The following is a 16323-nucleotide window of genomic DNA, read 5'->3' as shown; positions in this document are numbered from 1 at the left end:
ACTATTTATAGTAAATAAAAAATTTTGTTATGTTAGAATCTATAAAACGAGGATACAAAAGTTCCAATTTTTTTAAGAAAATATTTGCATCTCAATTTTGCATACCTTATATTTTAAGTCACAATTTTACATTAACCTAAATAAATAAGAGTGTGCTATGTTAGACGACTTAGATATTGCCATACTGAAAAAACTTCAGGAAAATGGCAGGACAAAGCGGAGCGAACTTGCCGAATTGATCGGCTTATCCCTCCCTTCGCTCAGCGAACGGCTCAAAAAGCTGGAAGAACATGGAATCATTGAAGGCTACTACGCCAAACTTAATCGACACGTATTCGGCTACGATATTATGGCATTCATTATTGTTATGATGGATTCCTCGAAGAACTATGAAAAACTTGCCGAGCACGTTAAAAAGACTCCGGAAATTCTCGAATGCTATGCTGTTCTGGGTGAAGGTTCACACATATTGAAAGCAATCGTTAAGGATACTAAATCCCTCGAACAGTTGCTTAATAAGATTCAATCCTGGCCGGGAGTTACTCGTACTGTTACTAATTTTATTTTATCAACTATTAAAGAAACAACAAAAATAAATCTATAGGAGTAAGCAATGGGCAAAGAAAAAGAATCTGCAGTCGAAAAAATTCTTTCTTATATAGAAAAGAATAAGATTGAATTCGTCGATTTGAAATTCATGGATTTCCCCGGGCAATGGCAGCATTTTACTGTACCAATTAGAGTATTCGACGAATCATCCTTTGAAAATGGATTTGGGTTCGATGGTTCATCTATCAGGGGATGGAAAAGAATTAATGAAAGCGATATGATTATAATACCCGATCCTGATACAATGTTTTTTGATCCATTTATCGAAGCCCCGACTATTTCCTTAATTTGTGATGTTTATGAGCCGGCAACAAAAGAAAAATACGACCGTTGCCCTCGTAATATTGCTCAAAAAGCCGAAGCATACCTTAAATCGACAGGTCTTGCCGACACATCATATTTCGGTCCTGAAGCCGAATTCTTTGTTTTCGACGATGTCCGTTTCGATTCCGGACCAAATTTTGCTTTTTATCAAGTCGACTCGATTGAAGGCAAATGGAATTCCGGACGAGAAGAAAATCCTAATCTTGGATATAAACCACGTTATAAAGAAGGATACTTCCCTGTTCCACCTACAGACCAGTTGATGGATTTAAGGAATGAAATGGTGCAAAATCTTTTAAAAGTAGGCATCGAAGTTGAAGCACAGCATCACGAAGTTGCTAGCGGTGGTCAGTGTGAAATTGACATGAAATTTGCTCCGCTTCTTAAAGCCGCCGATCAGTTATTATTATTCAAATATATTGTTAAAAATACTGCCCGCAAGCATAACAAGACTGTAACATATATGCCCAAACCGATTTTTGGAGACAATGGTAGCGGCATGCATGTTCACGTCAGTTTATGGCTGAAAAACAAACCACTTTTTGCAGGTGGTGGTTACGCTGGTTTAAGTGAAACTGCTCTCTATTTTATTGGTGGTATTTTGAAACACGCCCCCTCCCTTCTTGCATTTACGAATCCTACAACAAATTCATACAAACGACTTGTTCCGGGATTTGAAGCTCCCGTTAATCTTGCATATTCACAACGCAATAGAAGTGCCTCGATAAGAATACCAATGTATTCGAATTCACCGAAGGCAAAACGAATTGAATTCCGTTGCCCTGACCCTTCGAGCAATCCATATCTGGCATTCTCGGCAATATTAATGGCAGGTCTTGATGGGGTTATGAATCGTATTGATCCAGGAGATCCGCTCGACAAGGATATTTATGATATGTCGCCCGAAGAATTGAAAGACGTACCTTCAACTCCGGAATCGCTCGGGGCAGCACTCAGAGCTCTTGCCGACGATCACGAGTATTTGTTAAAAGGTAACGTATTTAGTGAAGATGTAATTAATGCATGGATTAATTATAAATTGGAAAGAGAGGTCAAACCGATGGCATTAAGACCTCATCCGTTCGAATTCGAGCAATATTTCGATGTATAAAGAACTTCCTCCCTCATCTATTTTATCCCGGTTTATGCATTTATGCATAGCCGGGATTTTATATTTTTGAATCATATATACGTTCAGCAACCAGCCGAGAACTAATAACTGCCATCGGCAAGCCTGCGCCTGGTACGGTAGAAGCTCCTACGTAAAAAGTATTTTTAAATTGTTCATCAAAATTTTTGGGACGAAAGGCACCCACCTGTTTTATATCATGTGCTAGTCCTAAGCCAGAACCTTTATATAAATTAAATTGGTCCTGCCATTCTAATGGAGTAAAAGCTTTTTTATAAATTATATCTTTGGAAATGTCTTCACCAATTCTTTCCGAGAAATCATTTATTATACTATTTACAATTGAATCCCTATCTGACCAGTCTTTTTTATAAATTAGATTCGGCACTGGACATACAAAGAAAAGTGCTTCACACCCTTCGGGAGCACATTCATTATTATATTTTGAAATTACATTCACATAATAATATGGTTTCTCTAAAATTCCAGGATCACGCATAACATCGCGAGAATATTCTTCGAAATTATCACCAAGAAAATAATTATGATGTTCCACCTGCTGCAATTTACGATTAACTCCGATATAAGCCGTGAGATAACCCATTGTCCAGTTCATTTTATTTAGCTTCTGATCAGAAAATTTTGTGCGTTTGAATACTTTCCCCCTGAACCAAGCTGCATCGGAATTTATTACAAAGAGATCCGCTTTCCATTCTTTGCCATTTTGATCTATGAGCGATATTAGCTTATCTTTATTTCCTCTAAAATCCACAATTTCGGTATCATAATAAAACTCAGCTTCCAATTCACGTAGACGATTAACTAGACTTGTAACAATAGTGTACATTCCACCTTTTACATTATAATATCCGGTGTATTTAAATTCTATGTAAGATAATAAAGTATAAACGGCATTTGTATCAAAAGGAGTACGCCCGAGAAAGAAAGCAATTAAAGAAATTATCTGTCTTAATTCTTTCGATTCAAAAAAAGAACTGGTTTGTTCCCAAAAAGATTTAATAAGAACCGGAAGGTGAGCGGGATTTACTTTCATTAACGCCAGAATAAATTCAAAAATTGTATCAAAATTTTGCTTTATAACAATATCAACCGTATCCTTATATATTTGCTCGCATTTTTTTAAATAAGCTCTAAATTTTCTTTCAAATTGTGGTTCTAATTTTTCAAGTTGTTCATTCAATTTTTCAATGTCTTTATATATATAAAATGGTTTCTCTCCATTCTTAAAATGAACTGTATAGAGAGGATTAAGTTCAATAAATTCAAATGGCATAGAAATGCCACAATCATTCATCAATTCTTCGAATTCGTAAGGCATGCTAAAAAAGCTAGGCCCCGTATCAAAAGTAAATCCGGCTTCTTTAATTCGGTTCAGCCTTCCACCAGGTTGATGATTTTTTTCGACAAATATAACTTTGTAACCTCTGGAAGCCAATCGCAGACCCGTTGCAAGTCCACCAATTCCCGTACCCACAATCAATACTTTTTTATTCATATTATTTCATCCCCAATAGTTTTGGATAAAGATTTTTTTTCACCCAATCAAATTCTGGTTCAATTTCAAGAGCAATCAGACAGAATTCCTCCGCTTTATCATATTCTTCCAACTTAATATATGTATTTATAATACTTACAAGCAGATTAAGATAATTCCAGTTATATCTGATCTGATGTTTATTTTTTTTCATTAATTCGTATGCATGTAGATAGTGTACTAAAGCTTCTTTCTTTGAACCACCAAATAAAGCGGGAGTATAAAATGCAATGTTACCTAATTGTATATATCCCATCGGATTTTCAGAATCTGCTTTAATAGCTTGGGTAGCATATTTGAGGCTTTTTCTACCAATGAATGGAGCTTTATATTGAGAGATGCCAATCTCATATCCTATAAGAGCTGCCTTGTACGCATATAAAGACGAAAGGCAGTACTGCTTATTTTCTAAATGTTTAATAATTTTCTTTGATTTTTCGATATAGTATTCGGCACTGTTATATTTTTTCCCGTCAATACTCCAGGCAATATATCCATAATAATAATTGAGTAATTCAAGGTATTCTTGGTCCGAAAATATTCCTCTTTCTTCAATCGAATCGATGGTCGTTTTCCATAATTCCATATTATTATACACATAAGCATAATAAATCGATTTGTTATTCTGAGAATATAAGCTACTTAAAAAAAGAATTGATAGAAAAAATGTTAAATATATCTTCCTTTCCATGTATAAGGCTTTCCCATTTTAATTAAAATTGCATTAATTATTGCATGAAGCAAAAAGAATTGCTGCAGAGGAAAAAGAAGTAAGTTTATTACAAAGTTTTGATTGCTCGTTAAGGAATAAAATAATTGTATGAAAACAAACTCAATTACATAGATTGCTAAATAATTAGTATTAACAAAAAGTATTGGAACAAATCCTAAAGCCACAAGAGCCCAGAAAAGTAATGATAAAGAAAAACTATTGCCAAAAAACATTAGGATATTTTTTGAAAATCCTTTTAAAGCTTCCGAATAGGAATTGTACATTCTACAAACAACTCGATTTTCTCCTGCAATACATCCAATTCTCACTTTTTGTGATTTCAAATATCTCGCTATATGTATGTCTTCGACCACTGAATTTTTAAACATTTTATGAAGAAAATATTTTCTGTAAAGGTTTGCTTCAAAAAGCATGAATTGACCATTTGCCGCAGCCTGCGACGCAAATGGTGAAATTCTTACTAATTCCAGAGGAAGTAACGTAAGAAGTATGTAATTCATAATAGGTACGGTAATTCTTTCCCCTAATGTAATCATTAGCTGTTTTGGGAATATCGACAATAATCCCAAATTGTATCTTTTAGCATAGGCAATCGCATCATCTATTATTTTGCCATAAAGACGTACATCTGCATCAATAAAAAGTAAATAATCACCTTTTGCAATATTTGCCATTTGATGACATGCATAATTTTTTCCACGCCACCCTTCCGGTAGATTTGTAGCATCTATTAATGTTATTCTATCATCCAATTTTTTAAATTCATCAACAATTTTTTTTGTGTCATCAGATGAATTATCATTATAAACTATTATTTCGATTATGGGAGTTTTTATTTTATAGAGATTATTCATAAGTTCTGCAATATTTTTTTCTTCATTGCGAGCAGGAATTAAGATTGATACCTTTACATTTTTATCATTATTCGATACACTCAACTTGGGTCGAAAAATATAATTGATCAGAGTGTTTATGAATTGTAATGTTATAAAAATAAACGATATATAAGCCAGGTAATTCATTTTTGAGTTATATGTTTGTATATCGCCTCAGTATAGAATTTATTATACTCACTCTCGAGTATACTGACATCCTTATAAGTAATCTTACACGTTTTTATGAACATGTATAAACTTGGTTTCCTATTGGAAAAATAGTCAATAAGATTAACAACAAATAATATATTGACGTTATCCGGACACTTTTTTAATATGTATTCTACTCCTCTTTCGAATTTAATATTTGTGTTATAAATTGAATTAATTTCACCCTGCGGGAATAAAAGAACCATATTTTCATTGCACGACAATAATTTTGCAGCATAGTCAATTGTTTCTAAGACTGAACGGGATTTCTTCTTAACCGAAAATCCACCACTGTACTGAAAATACCAATGTTTTTTTAACTGTTCTTCCAACATCATAAAATGAAATTTACGTTTCAAAAGTTTTTGATTTAGATACATAATAAAAAATCCGTCCCACCAACTGACATGATTGGCAAGAATTAGCAGTGATTTACCGCTGTTTATATAATCGCCTTGTATAAAAACATCTTTGAAATTCATTTTAATCAAAATTCTTGTAAGCACTTTGAACATTGGATATATAAAAAAGTGATGTTTTGATTTCAGCATAACTATTCACATCAAAAAAAATAATAATAAAAAGAAAATAAACTGACTGCAGAATAGAAGTGGGGCAAAAGAATTCTTAAAATCCACTCTAAAAAGCCGAAGAATCAAAACCATAATGAATCCAAGTATGTACCATGCTATATAATTTTTAATCGGTACTGTTATATTTAGCCAATACCACATATTAAGTTTATGTGCCACCTGCTCCAAAAATAAATCATAGATCACCATAAACAAGGGAGCAATGAATAAAACTAACGTATTTTTAAAATTAAATTGTGAAAGAAGTGAAACAGACGCATATGACAAAATAAGCCAGTTGATACCAATAATCAGCGGCACTCCGAATAATTTTGGTCCTAAAGAATTACCATATAAATATTTACCGAAAATTAAACCGGTATAAATACCTGCGACTTCGATAAAATAACCAATGAGATAAACTAAAATTAAGCCGAGATATGAAGGAAATTTAAATTTTTGACCTAGTATAAAAATCAAATACGCACTTATTATAATAGAAACTGGGATTAAGTCCTTAAATAATTCGCGAGTCGTTGGTATTATAAATCCAAGAAGACCAACTAAGTAATAAATTACTATAAATTTTTTTATTTCAGATTCGGCAAATACATTTTTAATAGGTAGCCGCATAATCAACTTTATATACGATTCGTTATAAACAAAATAATTACCTTAAGGAGAATAAAAATTTTTCTGACATTTGAAATTCTCATTCTTTTTGTAAGTACATGATCCGGTTTAGCCTTTTTAATTTTTTCGAACAAAGTTTTATAGTAAAAATATGCAATGGCTACTGCTAATTTGGCTCTTCCTGGTAAATGACATATACCTCGATATGCTTCAGTGAAATCTGCTTCAATTTCTTTCTCAATATTTTTTTTAGAATTCTCATCAAACACTCTATCTTTTATTTCAGGAAAATAATTCCTATTTAGTTCATAAATATCATTCCTTAAATCACGCAAAAAATTTACTTTTTGAAATGCAGATCCCAGTTTTTGTGCCGGTATTTCCAATTTTTTATATAATTCAAAATTGTTGTTGCAAAATACTTTTAGACACATTAAACCAACAACGTCAGCTGAACCGTATACGTATTTATTTATCTCGTACTGATTCTTATAATTCTTTTTTGTCAAATCAGACTCCATACTATTCAGGAAAGAATCTATTTGTTCTCTCGTAATTCCATATTTCCTGACGGTTTCTGAAAACGACATTAATATAGGATTGGTTGATATACCGTTTTCTATCGCATAATATAAATCTTCTTTAAGCTTATTAAGTAAAAATGGCTTATCAAAGCCATGGAAAGTATCAACAATTTCATCTGCAAGTCGGACAAATCCATAAATAGCATAGATAGCATTCCGTTTTTCTTTGTCCAGAAAAAAGGTTGCCCACGAAAATGATGTACTGTACTGTCTGGTTATTAATCCAGAAATTTTAAAAGAGGTTTTAGAATATAACTCCAGACTCATTTATATTATTGCCGATTGTTGTCGACTAAACACTCACGCTTATGGAAATAGTTCTATATCAATCATTACTTTTACTATAATTTTAAGTAAATAATAGGACTTATTTGTAATATAAAGAAATTGTTATCTTTTAAAAATAATTAAAATGATATCACTTAATTATTTGACAGTAAATAAAATAAAGCGTTCTTGATAATCGGCAATAACTCTTTCTCTCTTAAAATCTTTCAGAGAGAACTCAGTATAGTCTTATTAAGATATTCGGAGTAACCAATTTCGGTTAGATTTATACTGCGATATTGCCAGTATCTTTTATAACAACAATGATTTATTTAAGAAGCGAATTTCTTCGAGGGATTAATAGATAGTTGCGAGTTAGCGGTTTACTTGCAGTCAAAGTTAATATGGGCATTATTTTCTGAGTATCTTATCCATTGCCTTGCCTTTTGCAAGTTCGTCGATTAGTTTGTCCATGTAACGAATCTTCTGCATGAGTGGGTCTTCAATCTCTTCGACGCGATAACCACAAATAACGCCCTTTATTTTTGAAGTATTCGGATTCATTTGAGGAGCTTCTGCAAAAAAAGTCTCAAAATCGACTTTCTTGTCAATCTGTTTTTGTAATGATTTTCTGTCATATCCTGTTAACCAGCAAATGATAGTATCGACTTCCTCTTTTGTATGCCCTTTTTTCTCAGCTTTATTTATGTAATGAGGATAAACGCTTGCAAATGGCATTTTAAATATTTTTGAATTCTGCATGAGTAATTTCCCTTTTTTATTTCATATTCTACTCAACTTTAAAATTTTCTATAAAACTTATTAAAGGATATACAGAACAACTGTATAAATCAAATACCATATCTTTCAGAACGTGAAAAAATAATGTAATATTTTGTTTTTAGTAATTTTCCTACAGTTGAATCTGAAAAAATAATGGAAATAGTTGCTTGACTTATTTTCTGATGAATCAGTATTTCTTTGATCAGGTCACTTCATTTTTTCACAGGCTTCTTTCAGTTCAATAAGATTTTCTTTCATACCGCGTTCAAGATTACGCTGAAAATAATTCGGGAATAAAGACGGTAGCAAACCCTGTAAACTTTCATTTACTGTTACAACTGTACTATCATTTTCATATTCGAATTCCCAGTTATGAACAGCATAAGCACCGAACGTACGACCTGTCCAACCAAAATATTTTGTTGGTTTGAATGTATGTATTTCTGACTCAAAAGAAATACCTCCAGCCTTCCATTTGAAAATTGTGCCTGCTTTCAGCTTGCCTTCTAATTCTGCACTGCTGACATTTTTCTGCCAATCAACCCATCTTTCAATATTTGTAAGAAGATTCCATACATTATCAATTTTACTTCCTATTTTGATTTGAGCATTTGCATAAACGGAAGCCTTTTTATTTGCAGGTATCTTGAAATTGTCAGTATAATTATATGAAATATACTTATTGAATTTGTTGCTTTCAGAGAAATAATAGACGACCAATACTGCAACTATAACAACGAGAATTATTAATATTATTTTCACAGCAAATTTTATTTTATTAAATAAACTGTCATTTAAAAATTAAGCCGCAGCTTTTTGCCGCGGCTTAGGTTAATCAAGAATTCTAACTTTAGATGATTTATTTCAAATCGAATCTGTCGAGTTCCATTACTTTCGTCCAGGCTTTGACAAAGTCTCTAACGAATTTTTCTTTATTGTCGTCACAGGCATAGAATTCTGCAACAGCTCTTAATTCTGAATTATGTCCAAAAATCAGGTCAACGCGTGTTGCTTTCCATTTCGGTTTTCCTGTTTTCCTATCGCGTCCTTCAAATACCTTCTTTTTATCATCCAATGGTTTCCATTCGGTACTCATATCGAGTAAATTGACAAAGAAATCATTGGTCAATTGACCTGGTCGATCGGTAAAAATGCCGTATTCTGAATTGTCATAATTTGCTTTCAAAGCACGCATACCACCTACAAGCACAGTCATTTCTGGAACTGAAAGAGTAAGTAGTTGAGATTTATCGATTAAAACGTGTTCTGCACAAACAGCAACGTTTTCTTTGGCATAATTGCGGAATCCGTCTGCAATTGGTTCCAGTACTTCAAATGATTCTACGTCTGTCAATTCCTGAGTTGTATCATTTCTACCCGGAGTAAAGGGCACTTCGATATCATAGCCTGCATCCTTAGCAGCTTTTTCGACAGCAGCAGAGCCGGCTAGAACAATCAAATCAGCAAGTGAAATTTTTTTTCCGTCTTTCTGCCTTGAATTGAATTCGCTCTGAATCTTTTCGAGAACGTTAAGAACTTTTTTCAACTGCGGAGGGTTGTTAACTTCCCAGTTTTTTTGAGGTTCCAGTCTTATACGTGCGCCATTGGCACCGCCTCTTTTATCCGAATTACGATACGTAAATGCCGAACCCCATGCCGTTGTAACCAGTTCCTGTATTGAAAGACCTGATGAGAGAATATTTTTCTTTAAATCAGCTATATCGTTTTTGTCAACCAGTTTGTAATCAATCGGTGGAATTGGATCCTGCCATATCAAATCTTCTTCGGGCACCTCGGGACCGAGATATCTCGTCTTTGGACCCATATCCCTATGAAGTAGTTTGAACCATGCGCGTGCATAAGCATCAGCAAACAATTCAGGATTTTCGTAGAATTTTCTCGAAATCTTTTCATATACGGGATCAAATCGTAATGAGAGGTCGGTAGTTAGCATACCAGGCAGATGTTTTTTATTCGGGTCGTGTGCATCGGGTACAGTTGGTTCTGCATTTTTTGCAACCCATTGATATGCACCTGCCGGACTTTTTGTCAACTCCCATTCATATTCGAAAAGATGTTTGAAAAAATCGTGTCCCCACTTTGTCGGGGTTGTAGTCCAGGTTAATTCCGGCCCTCCGGTTAAAGTATCAGGACCTTTGCCGGATTTATATTTATATTTCCATCCGAGACCCTGTTCTTCCAGGTCGGCTGCTTCGGGTTCGGGACCCATCAATTTTGGATCGCCCTGACCGTGAGTTTTTCCAAATGTATGACCTCCGGCGATAAGAGCTACGGTTTCCTCGTCGTTCATTCCCATGCGTCTGAAAGTTTCCCTGATATCTTTTGCTGCTGCAACTGGATCGGGATTTCCACCAGGACCTTCCGGATTAACATAAATTAGCCCCATTTGGACTGCTGCCAGTGGATTTTCTAAATTGCGTTCGCCTTCATAACGATTTTTATCCGAGAGCCATTCTTTTTCCGACCCCCAGTAAATACTTTCATCGGGTTCCCATGCATCTTCTCTACCGCCACCAAAGCCGAAGGTTTTAAAGCCCATGTCCTCCATTGCCACATTGCCAGCAAGAACCAGCAAGTCAGCCCATGATATTTTGTTGCCATATTTTTTCTTAATCGGCCAGAGAAGACGGCGTGCTTTATCTAAATTTGCATTGTCGGGCCAGCTGTTCAAAGGAGCGAAACGTTGAAAACCACCGTTTGCACCGCCCCTGCCATCGCCGATTCTGTATGTACCAGCTGCATGCCACGACATTCTAATAAATAAAGGTCCATAATGACCAAAATCAGCAGGCCACCAGTCCTGCGATTGCTTCATTAAATCTTTCAAATCCTTTTTGAGCGCTTCGTAATCGAGACTATTGAATGCTTCTTTGTAATTGAAATCTTTGTCCTGCGGATTGGATAATTCCGAATGCTGCCTTAAAATATTAAGGCGTAGACGGTCAGGCCACCAATCCTGATTGGTTGTTCCCTTTGCACCAGCTCCATGCGGAAAGGGACACCTTGCTCCTTCGTTATTAATGTTGCTCATTTTTTTTCCTCACATTTTTTGTTTAATAATTTAGATAGTTTATTCAATCTTGATTATAGTAGAACAAAGCGGATTATACTTGCCCGTTTACTAATTCGTCGAATTTATTTCAATTAATTACAGATAAAAGATCGTATAATTATAGCTATAAATCAAATCAATAATTTTTATATTCGCATAGATATTTTTTATAGGTAAAAATGACAATTATTCAACTCGAATATTTAGTTGCGGTGGAGAAGTTCGGTAGTTTTTCTGAAGCTGCAAAGAATTGTCACGTTACGCAACCAACGCTCAGCATGCAAATTCAAAAACTCGAAGAAGAATTAGGTGTGAAAATTTTCAGGCGGGACAAATTCCCGATTGCTCTAACCGCAATAGGCGAAAAAATTATAGCTCAGGCAAAACAAATTCTGAAAGAGAAAGAAAGAATCAACATTTTACTGCAAATTGAAAAAGGAGTTTTTGCCGGAACTTTAAAAGTAGCTATAATTCCAACAGTATCATCTTATCTGTTACCGATGTTCTTACGTAATTTTATCAGCAAGTATCCCGAAGTTGAACTAATAATCGACGAGGTAACTACGGATGAAATTATTAACGGTATTCACAAAGGGAACTTCGATATCGGTATTATTGCACTCCGTTCGTCGAACAGTAATTTAATTACAGAAACTCTATACTATGAACCGTTTGTAGCATTTCTACCACCAAACCATAAATTGATGAAGAAAAACAGAATAAGTCAAAATGACCTGAATGTAAACGATTTTTTGTTGCTTAAAGAAGGGCACTGTCTCAGAGAACAAACTCTATCTGTTTGTAAAACTGATGAGACAGATTGGGTATCTAAAGGAACAAAAGTTGTTTTCGAAAGCGGTAATCTGGATACTCTGATTAAATTGGTCGAACAAAACTTCGGAATGACTTTGTTGCCTTACCTTTCTCTGCAATATATTAAAGACAGAAACAAGTCAAAACAAATAAAAGAATTCGTTAAACCTGTGCCCAAAAGAGAAATCGGATTTGTTTATTCCAGCACTTTTATAAAGAAACATCTTCTCGAGGCACTTAAGGAAGAGATATTGAAAGTTATTCCCAAAGAACTGAAAGAGAACAAAGATGGACTAATAATTCATTAACTCTAAACAATCACGGCGTTACTATCTCCTGCGTTCTGAACGCACGCGGAAATTGACTTTTCAAACCCTCAGAGGATGCCACCGCAGTTCCAAGTACTTTACCTTGATAGAAAACTATTTTTTGGCCTTTTGCTTCGAATGTCCTTTTGATTGTTCCACCCTTGAAATAGTTTTCCAGTTCAGTTTTATTATTTAGTTCAATTCTGTTTTTAGTTGCATATTTACCGAATATTTGCGCGGCAAGCATATGGAGTTGCACGATATCTTTTTTATCGATTGCTCCAAACTTTGAACCAATCCGGTTGAAAAGTCCTGTATGAATCGAGTCCCAACTGCCATCGACAAAATAGATATCTTTACTCCTCTGTATAAATCGATAGTTTTCAAATATTGTATTATCGAAACCGTAGTAATTCGAAACTTCCAACAAATAATTTTTTATATCGCGTGAATTAGCGTTCAACAATCTAATTTCGTTTTTCAATCGCCCTCCGTCAAGATTTCTTTTATCAGTCCTATCAGTCTTGATTATTTTTGCAACGAAAAATCCTTCCGAGCCTGTATCCCACGGAACTATTCTTTTTGCTTTTGAAATTGTGGGATTTAATTTCAGTCCTTTTATTTCAGTAAACGCTTCTCTATATTTGACCGGCAACTCGATGTCAATTAGTTCAACGGGATATTTTTCGAGAATTTTATTCAGTACAAATTCATTTTCTTCCAGCGTTAGAGTGCATGTGGAATAGACCATTACGCCTCCAACTTTTAGCATACGAATTCCACTAACAAGTAATTTATATTGAATTTCGGCAATGCCTGTCACCTTATTCCTGTTCCACCAGTTGCTTACTTCCCCTTTTTTCTGAATTATTCCAAGAGCGCTGCAAGGTGCGTCAATTAAAATACGGTCGAAATATTCGTCAAAATAAGTGCTGAGTAGCTCACCTTTTTTATTTAATACCCCAGCATTAACCACTTTCATTTTATCGATGTTATACATCAACACGCGTAAACGGTCGAGTGAAATGTCGTTGGAAATTAATGTGCCTCTGTTCTCCATTAATTCCGAAAGCTGAGTAGTTTTTGATCCAGGTGCTGCACATAAATCGAGAGTTTTATGATTGGCTTGAGGACTGAGGACAAGCGCAGGTAGCATCGACGAAAGGCTTTGAATATAATAAGCGCCCAGGATATAGTCGACTGTTTTACCGACCATATTCGTTCCTTGTATTACTTCATAAGCATCTGGAACTCTTTCCACACTCTTGAGTTCAATTCCGTAAAGCGATAGTGATTCGAACAATTTGTGCTTATCGGTATACGGTGAAATGCGAATATGTGTCTTCGGTTCCGATTCATAAAATTCAACAAAACGGCTCAGGTATTCTTCGTCAAAATTATCGCGCAGGTATTCGGTTATATTCTTTCCTATTTCAATCAAATTCAAAGCCTGATTAAATTGAGCGAGTTGAAGATTTTATTTGCAACCGCAATATGATTTTTTAATTCAGGAAATTCTTTTTTGTAATCCTTTTCGATTTCTCTCAGCAAATTATCGAGATAAGCTTCGTATTGCCTGACTGCATTTTCAATTTCTTCTGGATTTTTTGGAATTACAATTGTATTCGGTTTTTTTGAATTGGCATAGATTATATATTTAGCCCTGTATAAATTATCCGTATGAAAGTAAGTATTACCTTTTTCGTCAACGAGTTCGTATGTGTCGAAAAGAGGCGGAGCCAATAACAAGTTACATTGAGGCATTTTGAGCAATTCAGTATCGACTTCGTTAATAAAATCGACAGGGAAATAGTTCATCGATTGTTTTAAAAGTTCAATGCGCAGTGCAATAAATTCTTTTTCGTTCATAATTATTTTACCGCTTTGAAGCCCGTGTCCCGTTCATCCGGATATTCGATCCAGTCGGCTACAAAAACGTTTGTGTCTCTCGAAGTTTTCCTTTCGGCATTCCTATTCGAACAAAAGACAAATTTTTTCCCGTCGAATGAAAACATCGGGAAAGCGTCGAATGTGCCGGAATTTGTAATTTTTTCGAGACCGGAGCCGTCGATGTTAATCATAAAAATGTCGAACAATCGTCCGCCTTTGTCAATTGAATGGTGGTTCGAAGAAAATAAAATTCGTTTGCCATCCGGGTGGAAAAACGGTGCCCAATTTGCACCAGGCAGGTTGGTAACCTGTCTTACATTTTTGCCATCGATATCGGCCACATAAATATTGAGGGCCTTAGGTTCGACGTAACCTTCTTTCAAAAGTTGTTTGTAAATTTCAGCATCTTTGCCTCTGGGTCTGCTTGCCCGCCAAACAATCATTCTTGAATCAGGCGAAAAGAATGCCCCACCGTCATACCCGAGTTCATCTGTAAGTTGAATCAAATCCCCCGTTTCTAATTCATATCGCCACAATTCCAGGTCGCCCGAGCGTGTGGAAGTAAAAACAATGTATTTCCCGTCGGGAGAAACTGTAGCTTCGGCGTCGTAGCCTTTTCCTCCTATCAATAATTTTAGATTGCTTCCATCAGGGTCACAAATATAAATATCATACGTATCATAAATTGGCCAGACATATCTACCGGCTGCAAACATTTTTGATTCGGGACATAGTGTATCGGCAGCGTGTGTGGAAGAATAGATAATTCTGCCGTCTTTTAGAAAATAGCTGCAAGTTGTTCTCCCCTTACCTGTTGAAATCATTTTGTATTTGAGGCCATTTTCATAAGCACTGCCGTCAGCATTCATTCTAAAAATCTGATCGCAACCTTGCTCATTAATTTTTTTCCAGTCGCTCTGAAATACAAGTTCCTTGTTGTCAAAACTCCAGTAAGCTTCGGCATTATTACCTCCGAAAGTCAACTGGCGTATGTTTCGAAGATGATGCTCAGCTTCGAAACGGAGTGTATCAGCAGCGGGATTATATTCCTGCGCTGTTAATAGACAAGTAAACCATAGTAAATTTATTACAATAAATACTCTTTTCATTTTAGACCTTTCAGGAATTGCGTCTGTTAATTTTAATGGATTTAGAATTCTTTCTCATTACTAAATAAAATCCCGCAATAACAAATGGTATACTAAGAATTTGCCCCATGTTCAGGATCATTCCTTCTTCAAAATAAGTCTGGTTTTCTTTAACAAATTCTACGAAAAATCGGAATGTAAAAACGATAATTAAAAAATATCCGAAGAGAAGACCTTCTTTAAAATTCCCTTCTTTCTTATAATAAAAGAAGAAAAGAAAAACAAACACAAGTAGATAAGCAATCGATTCGTATAATTGAGCGGGATGCCTCGGAATACTATCGACATGCATAAAAACAAATCCCCAGTCGCTGCCCGTAGGAACTCCTATAATTTCGGAATTGAAAAGATTGCCCAGTCTGATGAACGAACCTCCAAGCGCAACAGTAATTACCAGTCTGTCCATCAGCCAGAAGAATGAATAATTGTTATATTTTTTTGTAAAAAAATAAATAGCTGTAAGAATACCAATTCCAGCACCGTGACTTGCAAGCCCACCTTTCCAGACCTGTAAAATTTCGAGTGGATTGGAAAGATAGTAAGAAGGGTTATAGAACAAACAATGGCCGAGACGTGCACCAATAACTGTTCCGACAATCATATACCAGAGCAGATCATTAAGGTCGTTCTCATTTTTATTTTCCTTTCGGAAAATATACGACATTATCTGAAATCCAATAATGAATCCGAGTGCAAACAAAAGACCATACCATCTTATCGAAAACGGTCCAAGTTTGAATATTTCTGGATTAACATCCCAGTAAATCAACCATTGCCTCAAATTGTTTTCCTAAAATTTAATAAAATTAAGAATAGG

Annotated in this window: 16 protein-coding genes; 3 read left to right on the top strand and 13 right to left on the bottom strand. The window is 35.1% G+C overall.

All coding sequences use genetic code 11. From position 1 onward, the window contains the following. Window positions 1–157 precede the first annotated feature (157 nt). Together ACUN8G_RS07960 and glnA are read left to right on the top strand one after the other, a co-directional pair. A complete protein-coding gene (locus tag ACUN8G_RS07960; protein ID WP_437346288.1) occupies window positions 158–604 on the top strand; it encodes an Lrp/AsnC family transcriptional regulator in 447 nt (148 codons plus the stop codon). 9 nt (window positions 605–613) lie between these two features. Then, the gene (glnA, locus tag ACUN8G_RS07955; protein ID WP_437346289.1) at window positions 614–2044 is read left to right on the top strand and encodes a type I glutamate--ammonia ligase; all 1431 of its coding nucleotides are present in this window, start codon (window positions 614–616) and stop codon (window positions 2042–2044) included. A gap of 58 nt (window positions 2045–2102) precedes the next feature. Here the strand turns inward: glnA and ACUN8G_RS07950 are convergent, their stop codons facing one another. From ACUN8G_RS07950 to katG, 9 genes are all read right to left on the bottom strand, one after another. Further along, complete coding sequence (locus ACUN8G_RS07950; protein ID WP_437346290.1) at window positions 2103–3578, bottom strand: phytoene desaturase family protein; 1476 nt, start codon at window positions 3576–3578, stop codon at window positions 2103–2105. A gap of 1 nt (window position 3579) precedes the next feature. Next, window positions 3580–4203, bottom strand: coding sequence for a tetratricopeptide repeat protein (locus tag ACUN8G_RS07945; RefSeq protein WP_437346291.1), 624 nt, complete (start codon window positions 4201–4203; stop codon window positions 3580–3582). Between the two features lie 83 nt (window positions 4204–4286). Next, entirely contained in the window at window positions 4287–5372 is a 1086-nt protein-coding gene (locus ACUN8G_RS07940) for a glycosyltransferase family 2 protein (RefSeq protein ID WP_445480925.1), read from the bottom strand. After that, a complete protein-coding gene (locus ACUN8G_RS07935; RefSeq protein ID WP_437346293.1) occupies window positions 5369–5986 on the bottom strand; it encodes a lysophospholipid acyltransferase family protein in 618 nt (205 codons plus the stop codon). Before ACUN8G_RS07935 ends, ACUN8G_RS07940 begins: the two co-directional genes overlap by 4 nt. Before the next feature lie 6 nt (window positions 5987–5992). Then, a complete protein-coding gene (locus ACUN8G_RS07930; protein WP_437346294.1) occupies window positions 5993–6640 on the bottom strand; it encodes a carotenoid biosynthesis protein in 648 nt (215 codons plus the stop codon). A gap of 8 nt (window positions 6641–6648) precedes the next feature. Then, window positions 6649–7491 carry a phytoene/squalene synthase family protein gene (locus ACUN8G_RS07925; protein WP_437346295.1) on the bottom strand — a complete coding sequence of 281 codons (843 nt, stop codon included), beginning with the start codon at window positions 7489–7491 and terminating at the stop codon, window positions 6649–6651. 411 nt (window positions 7492–7902) lie between these two features. Continuing rightward, window positions 7903–8253, bottom strand: a complete 351-nt coding sequence (locus ACUN8G_RS07920) for a DUF2200 domain-containing protein (RefSeq protein WP_437346296.1) — start codon at window positions 8251–8253, stop codon at window positions 7903–7905. Between the two features lie 228 nt (window positions 8254–8481). Beyond that, window positions 8482–9036, bottom strand: coding sequence for an SRPBCC family protein (locus tag ACUN8G_RS07915; protein ID WP_437346297.1), 555 nt, complete (start codon window positions 9034–9036; stop codon window positions 8482–8484). 97 nt (window positions 9037–9133) lie between these two features. Further along, window positions 9134–11326 carry a catalase/peroxidase HPI gene (gene katG / locus ACUN8G_RS07910; protein WP_437346298.1) on the bottom strand — a complete coding sequence of 731 codons (2193 nt, stop codon included), beginning with the start codon at window positions 11324–11326 and terminating at the stop codon, window positions 9134–9136. 200 nt (window positions 11327–11526) lie between these two features. Here katG and ACUN8G_RS07905 point away from each other — a divergent pair, with 200 nt between their 5' ends. Next, window positions 11527–12468, top strand: coding sequence for a hydrogen peroxide-inducible genes activator (locus ACUN8G_RS07905; RefSeq protein ID WP_437346299.1), 942 nt, complete (start codon window positions 11527–11529; stop codon window positions 12466–12468). Window positions 12469–12478: 10 nt separating this feature from the next. Here the strand turns inward: ACUN8G_RS07905 and ACUN8G_RS07900 are convergent, their stop codons facing one another. Genes ACUN8G_RS07900 through lgt form a run of 4 tightly spaced genes read right to left on the bottom strand, consistent with a single transcriptional unit; the run spans window position 12479 to window position 16287 of the window. Further along, window positions 12479–13909, bottom strand: coding sequence for an RsmB/NOP family class I SAM-dependent RNA methyltransferase (locus ACUN8G_RS07900; RefSeq protein ID WP_437346300.1), 1431 nt, complete (start codon window positions 13907–13909; stop codon window positions 12479–12481). Window positions 13910–13911: 2 nt separating this feature from the next. Then, complete coding sequence (locus ACUN8G_RS07895) at window positions 13912–14337, bottom strand: hypothetical protein (RefSeq protein ID WP_437346301.1); 426 nt, start codon at window positions 14335–14337, stop codon at window positions 13912–13914. A 2-nt stretch (window positions 14338–14339) separates the two neighbouring features. Further along, on the bottom strand, window positions 14340–15467 hold the full coding sequence (locus ACUN8G_RS07890) for a TolB family protein (RefSeq protein WP_437346302.1): 1128 nt from the start codon (window positions 15465–15467) through the stop codon (window positions 14340–14342). Between the two features lie 10 nt (window positions 15468–15477). Further along, on the bottom strand, window positions 15478–16287 hold the full coding sequence (gene lgt, locus ACUN8G_RS07885; protein WP_445480924.1) for a prolipoprotein diacylglyceryl transferase: 810 nt from the start codon (window positions 16285–16287) through the stop codon (window positions 15478–15480). Window positions 16288–16323: the final 36 nt, after the last annotated feature.

The organism is Melioribacter sulfuriphilus, from assembly GCF_052656625.1.
Note: the sequence above shows the minus strand (reverse complement) of the source record. Positions and strands in the feature narration are given on the sequence as shown.

Coding starts and splice junctions, on each gene's coding strand:
- ACUN8G_RS07950 (WP_437346290.1), bottom strand. CDS start 3,578: ATGAATAAAAAAGTATTGATTGTGGGTACGGGAATTGGTGGACTTGCA.
- ACUN8G_RS07930 (WP_437346294.1), bottom strand. CDS start 6,640: ATGCGGCTACCTATTAAAAATGTATTTGCCGAATCTGAAATAAAAAAA.
- ACUN8G_RS07940 (WP_445480925.1), bottom strand. CDS start 5,372: ATGAATTACCTGGCTTATATATCGTTTATTTTTATAACATTACAATTC.
- ACUN8G_RS07890 (WP_437346302.1), bottom strand. CDS start 15,467: ATGAAAAGAGTATTTATTGTAATAAATTTACTATGGTTTACTTGTCTA.
- katG (WP_437346298.1), bottom strand. CDS start 11,326: ATGAGCAACATTAATAACGAAGGAGCAAGGTGTCCCTTTCCGCATGGA.
- ACUN8G_RS07895 (WP_437346301.1), bottom strand. CDS start 14,337: ATGAACGAAAAAGAATTTATTGCACTGCGCATTGAACTTTTAAAACAA.
- ACUN8G_RS07905 (WP_437346299.1), top strand. CDS start 11,527: ATGACAATTATTCAACTCGAATATTTAGTTGCGGTGGAGAAGTTCGGT.
- ACUN8G_RS07920 (WP_437346296.1), bottom strand. CDS start 8,253: ATGCAGAATTCAAAAATATTTAAAATGCCATTTGCAAGCGTTTATCCT.
- glnA (WP_437346289.1), top strand. CDS start 614: ATGGGCAAAGAAAAAGAATCTGCAGTCGAAAAAATTCTTTCTTATATA.
- ACUN8G_RS07945 (WP_437346291.1), bottom strand. CDS start 4,203: ATGGAATTATGGAAAACGACCATCGATTCGATTGAAGAAAGAGGAATA.
- ACUN8G_RS07925 (WP_437346295.1), bottom strand. CDS start 7,491: ATGAGTCTGGAGTTATATTCTAAAACCTCTTTTAAAATTTCTGGATTA.
- ACUN8G_RS07960 (WP_437346288.1), top strand. CDS start 158: ATGTTAGACGACTTAGATATTGCCATACTGAAAAAACTTCAGGAAAAT.
- ACUN8G_RS07935 (WP_437346293.1), bottom strand. CDS start 5,986: ATGCTGAAATCAAAACATCACTTTTTTATATATCCAATGTTCAAAGTG.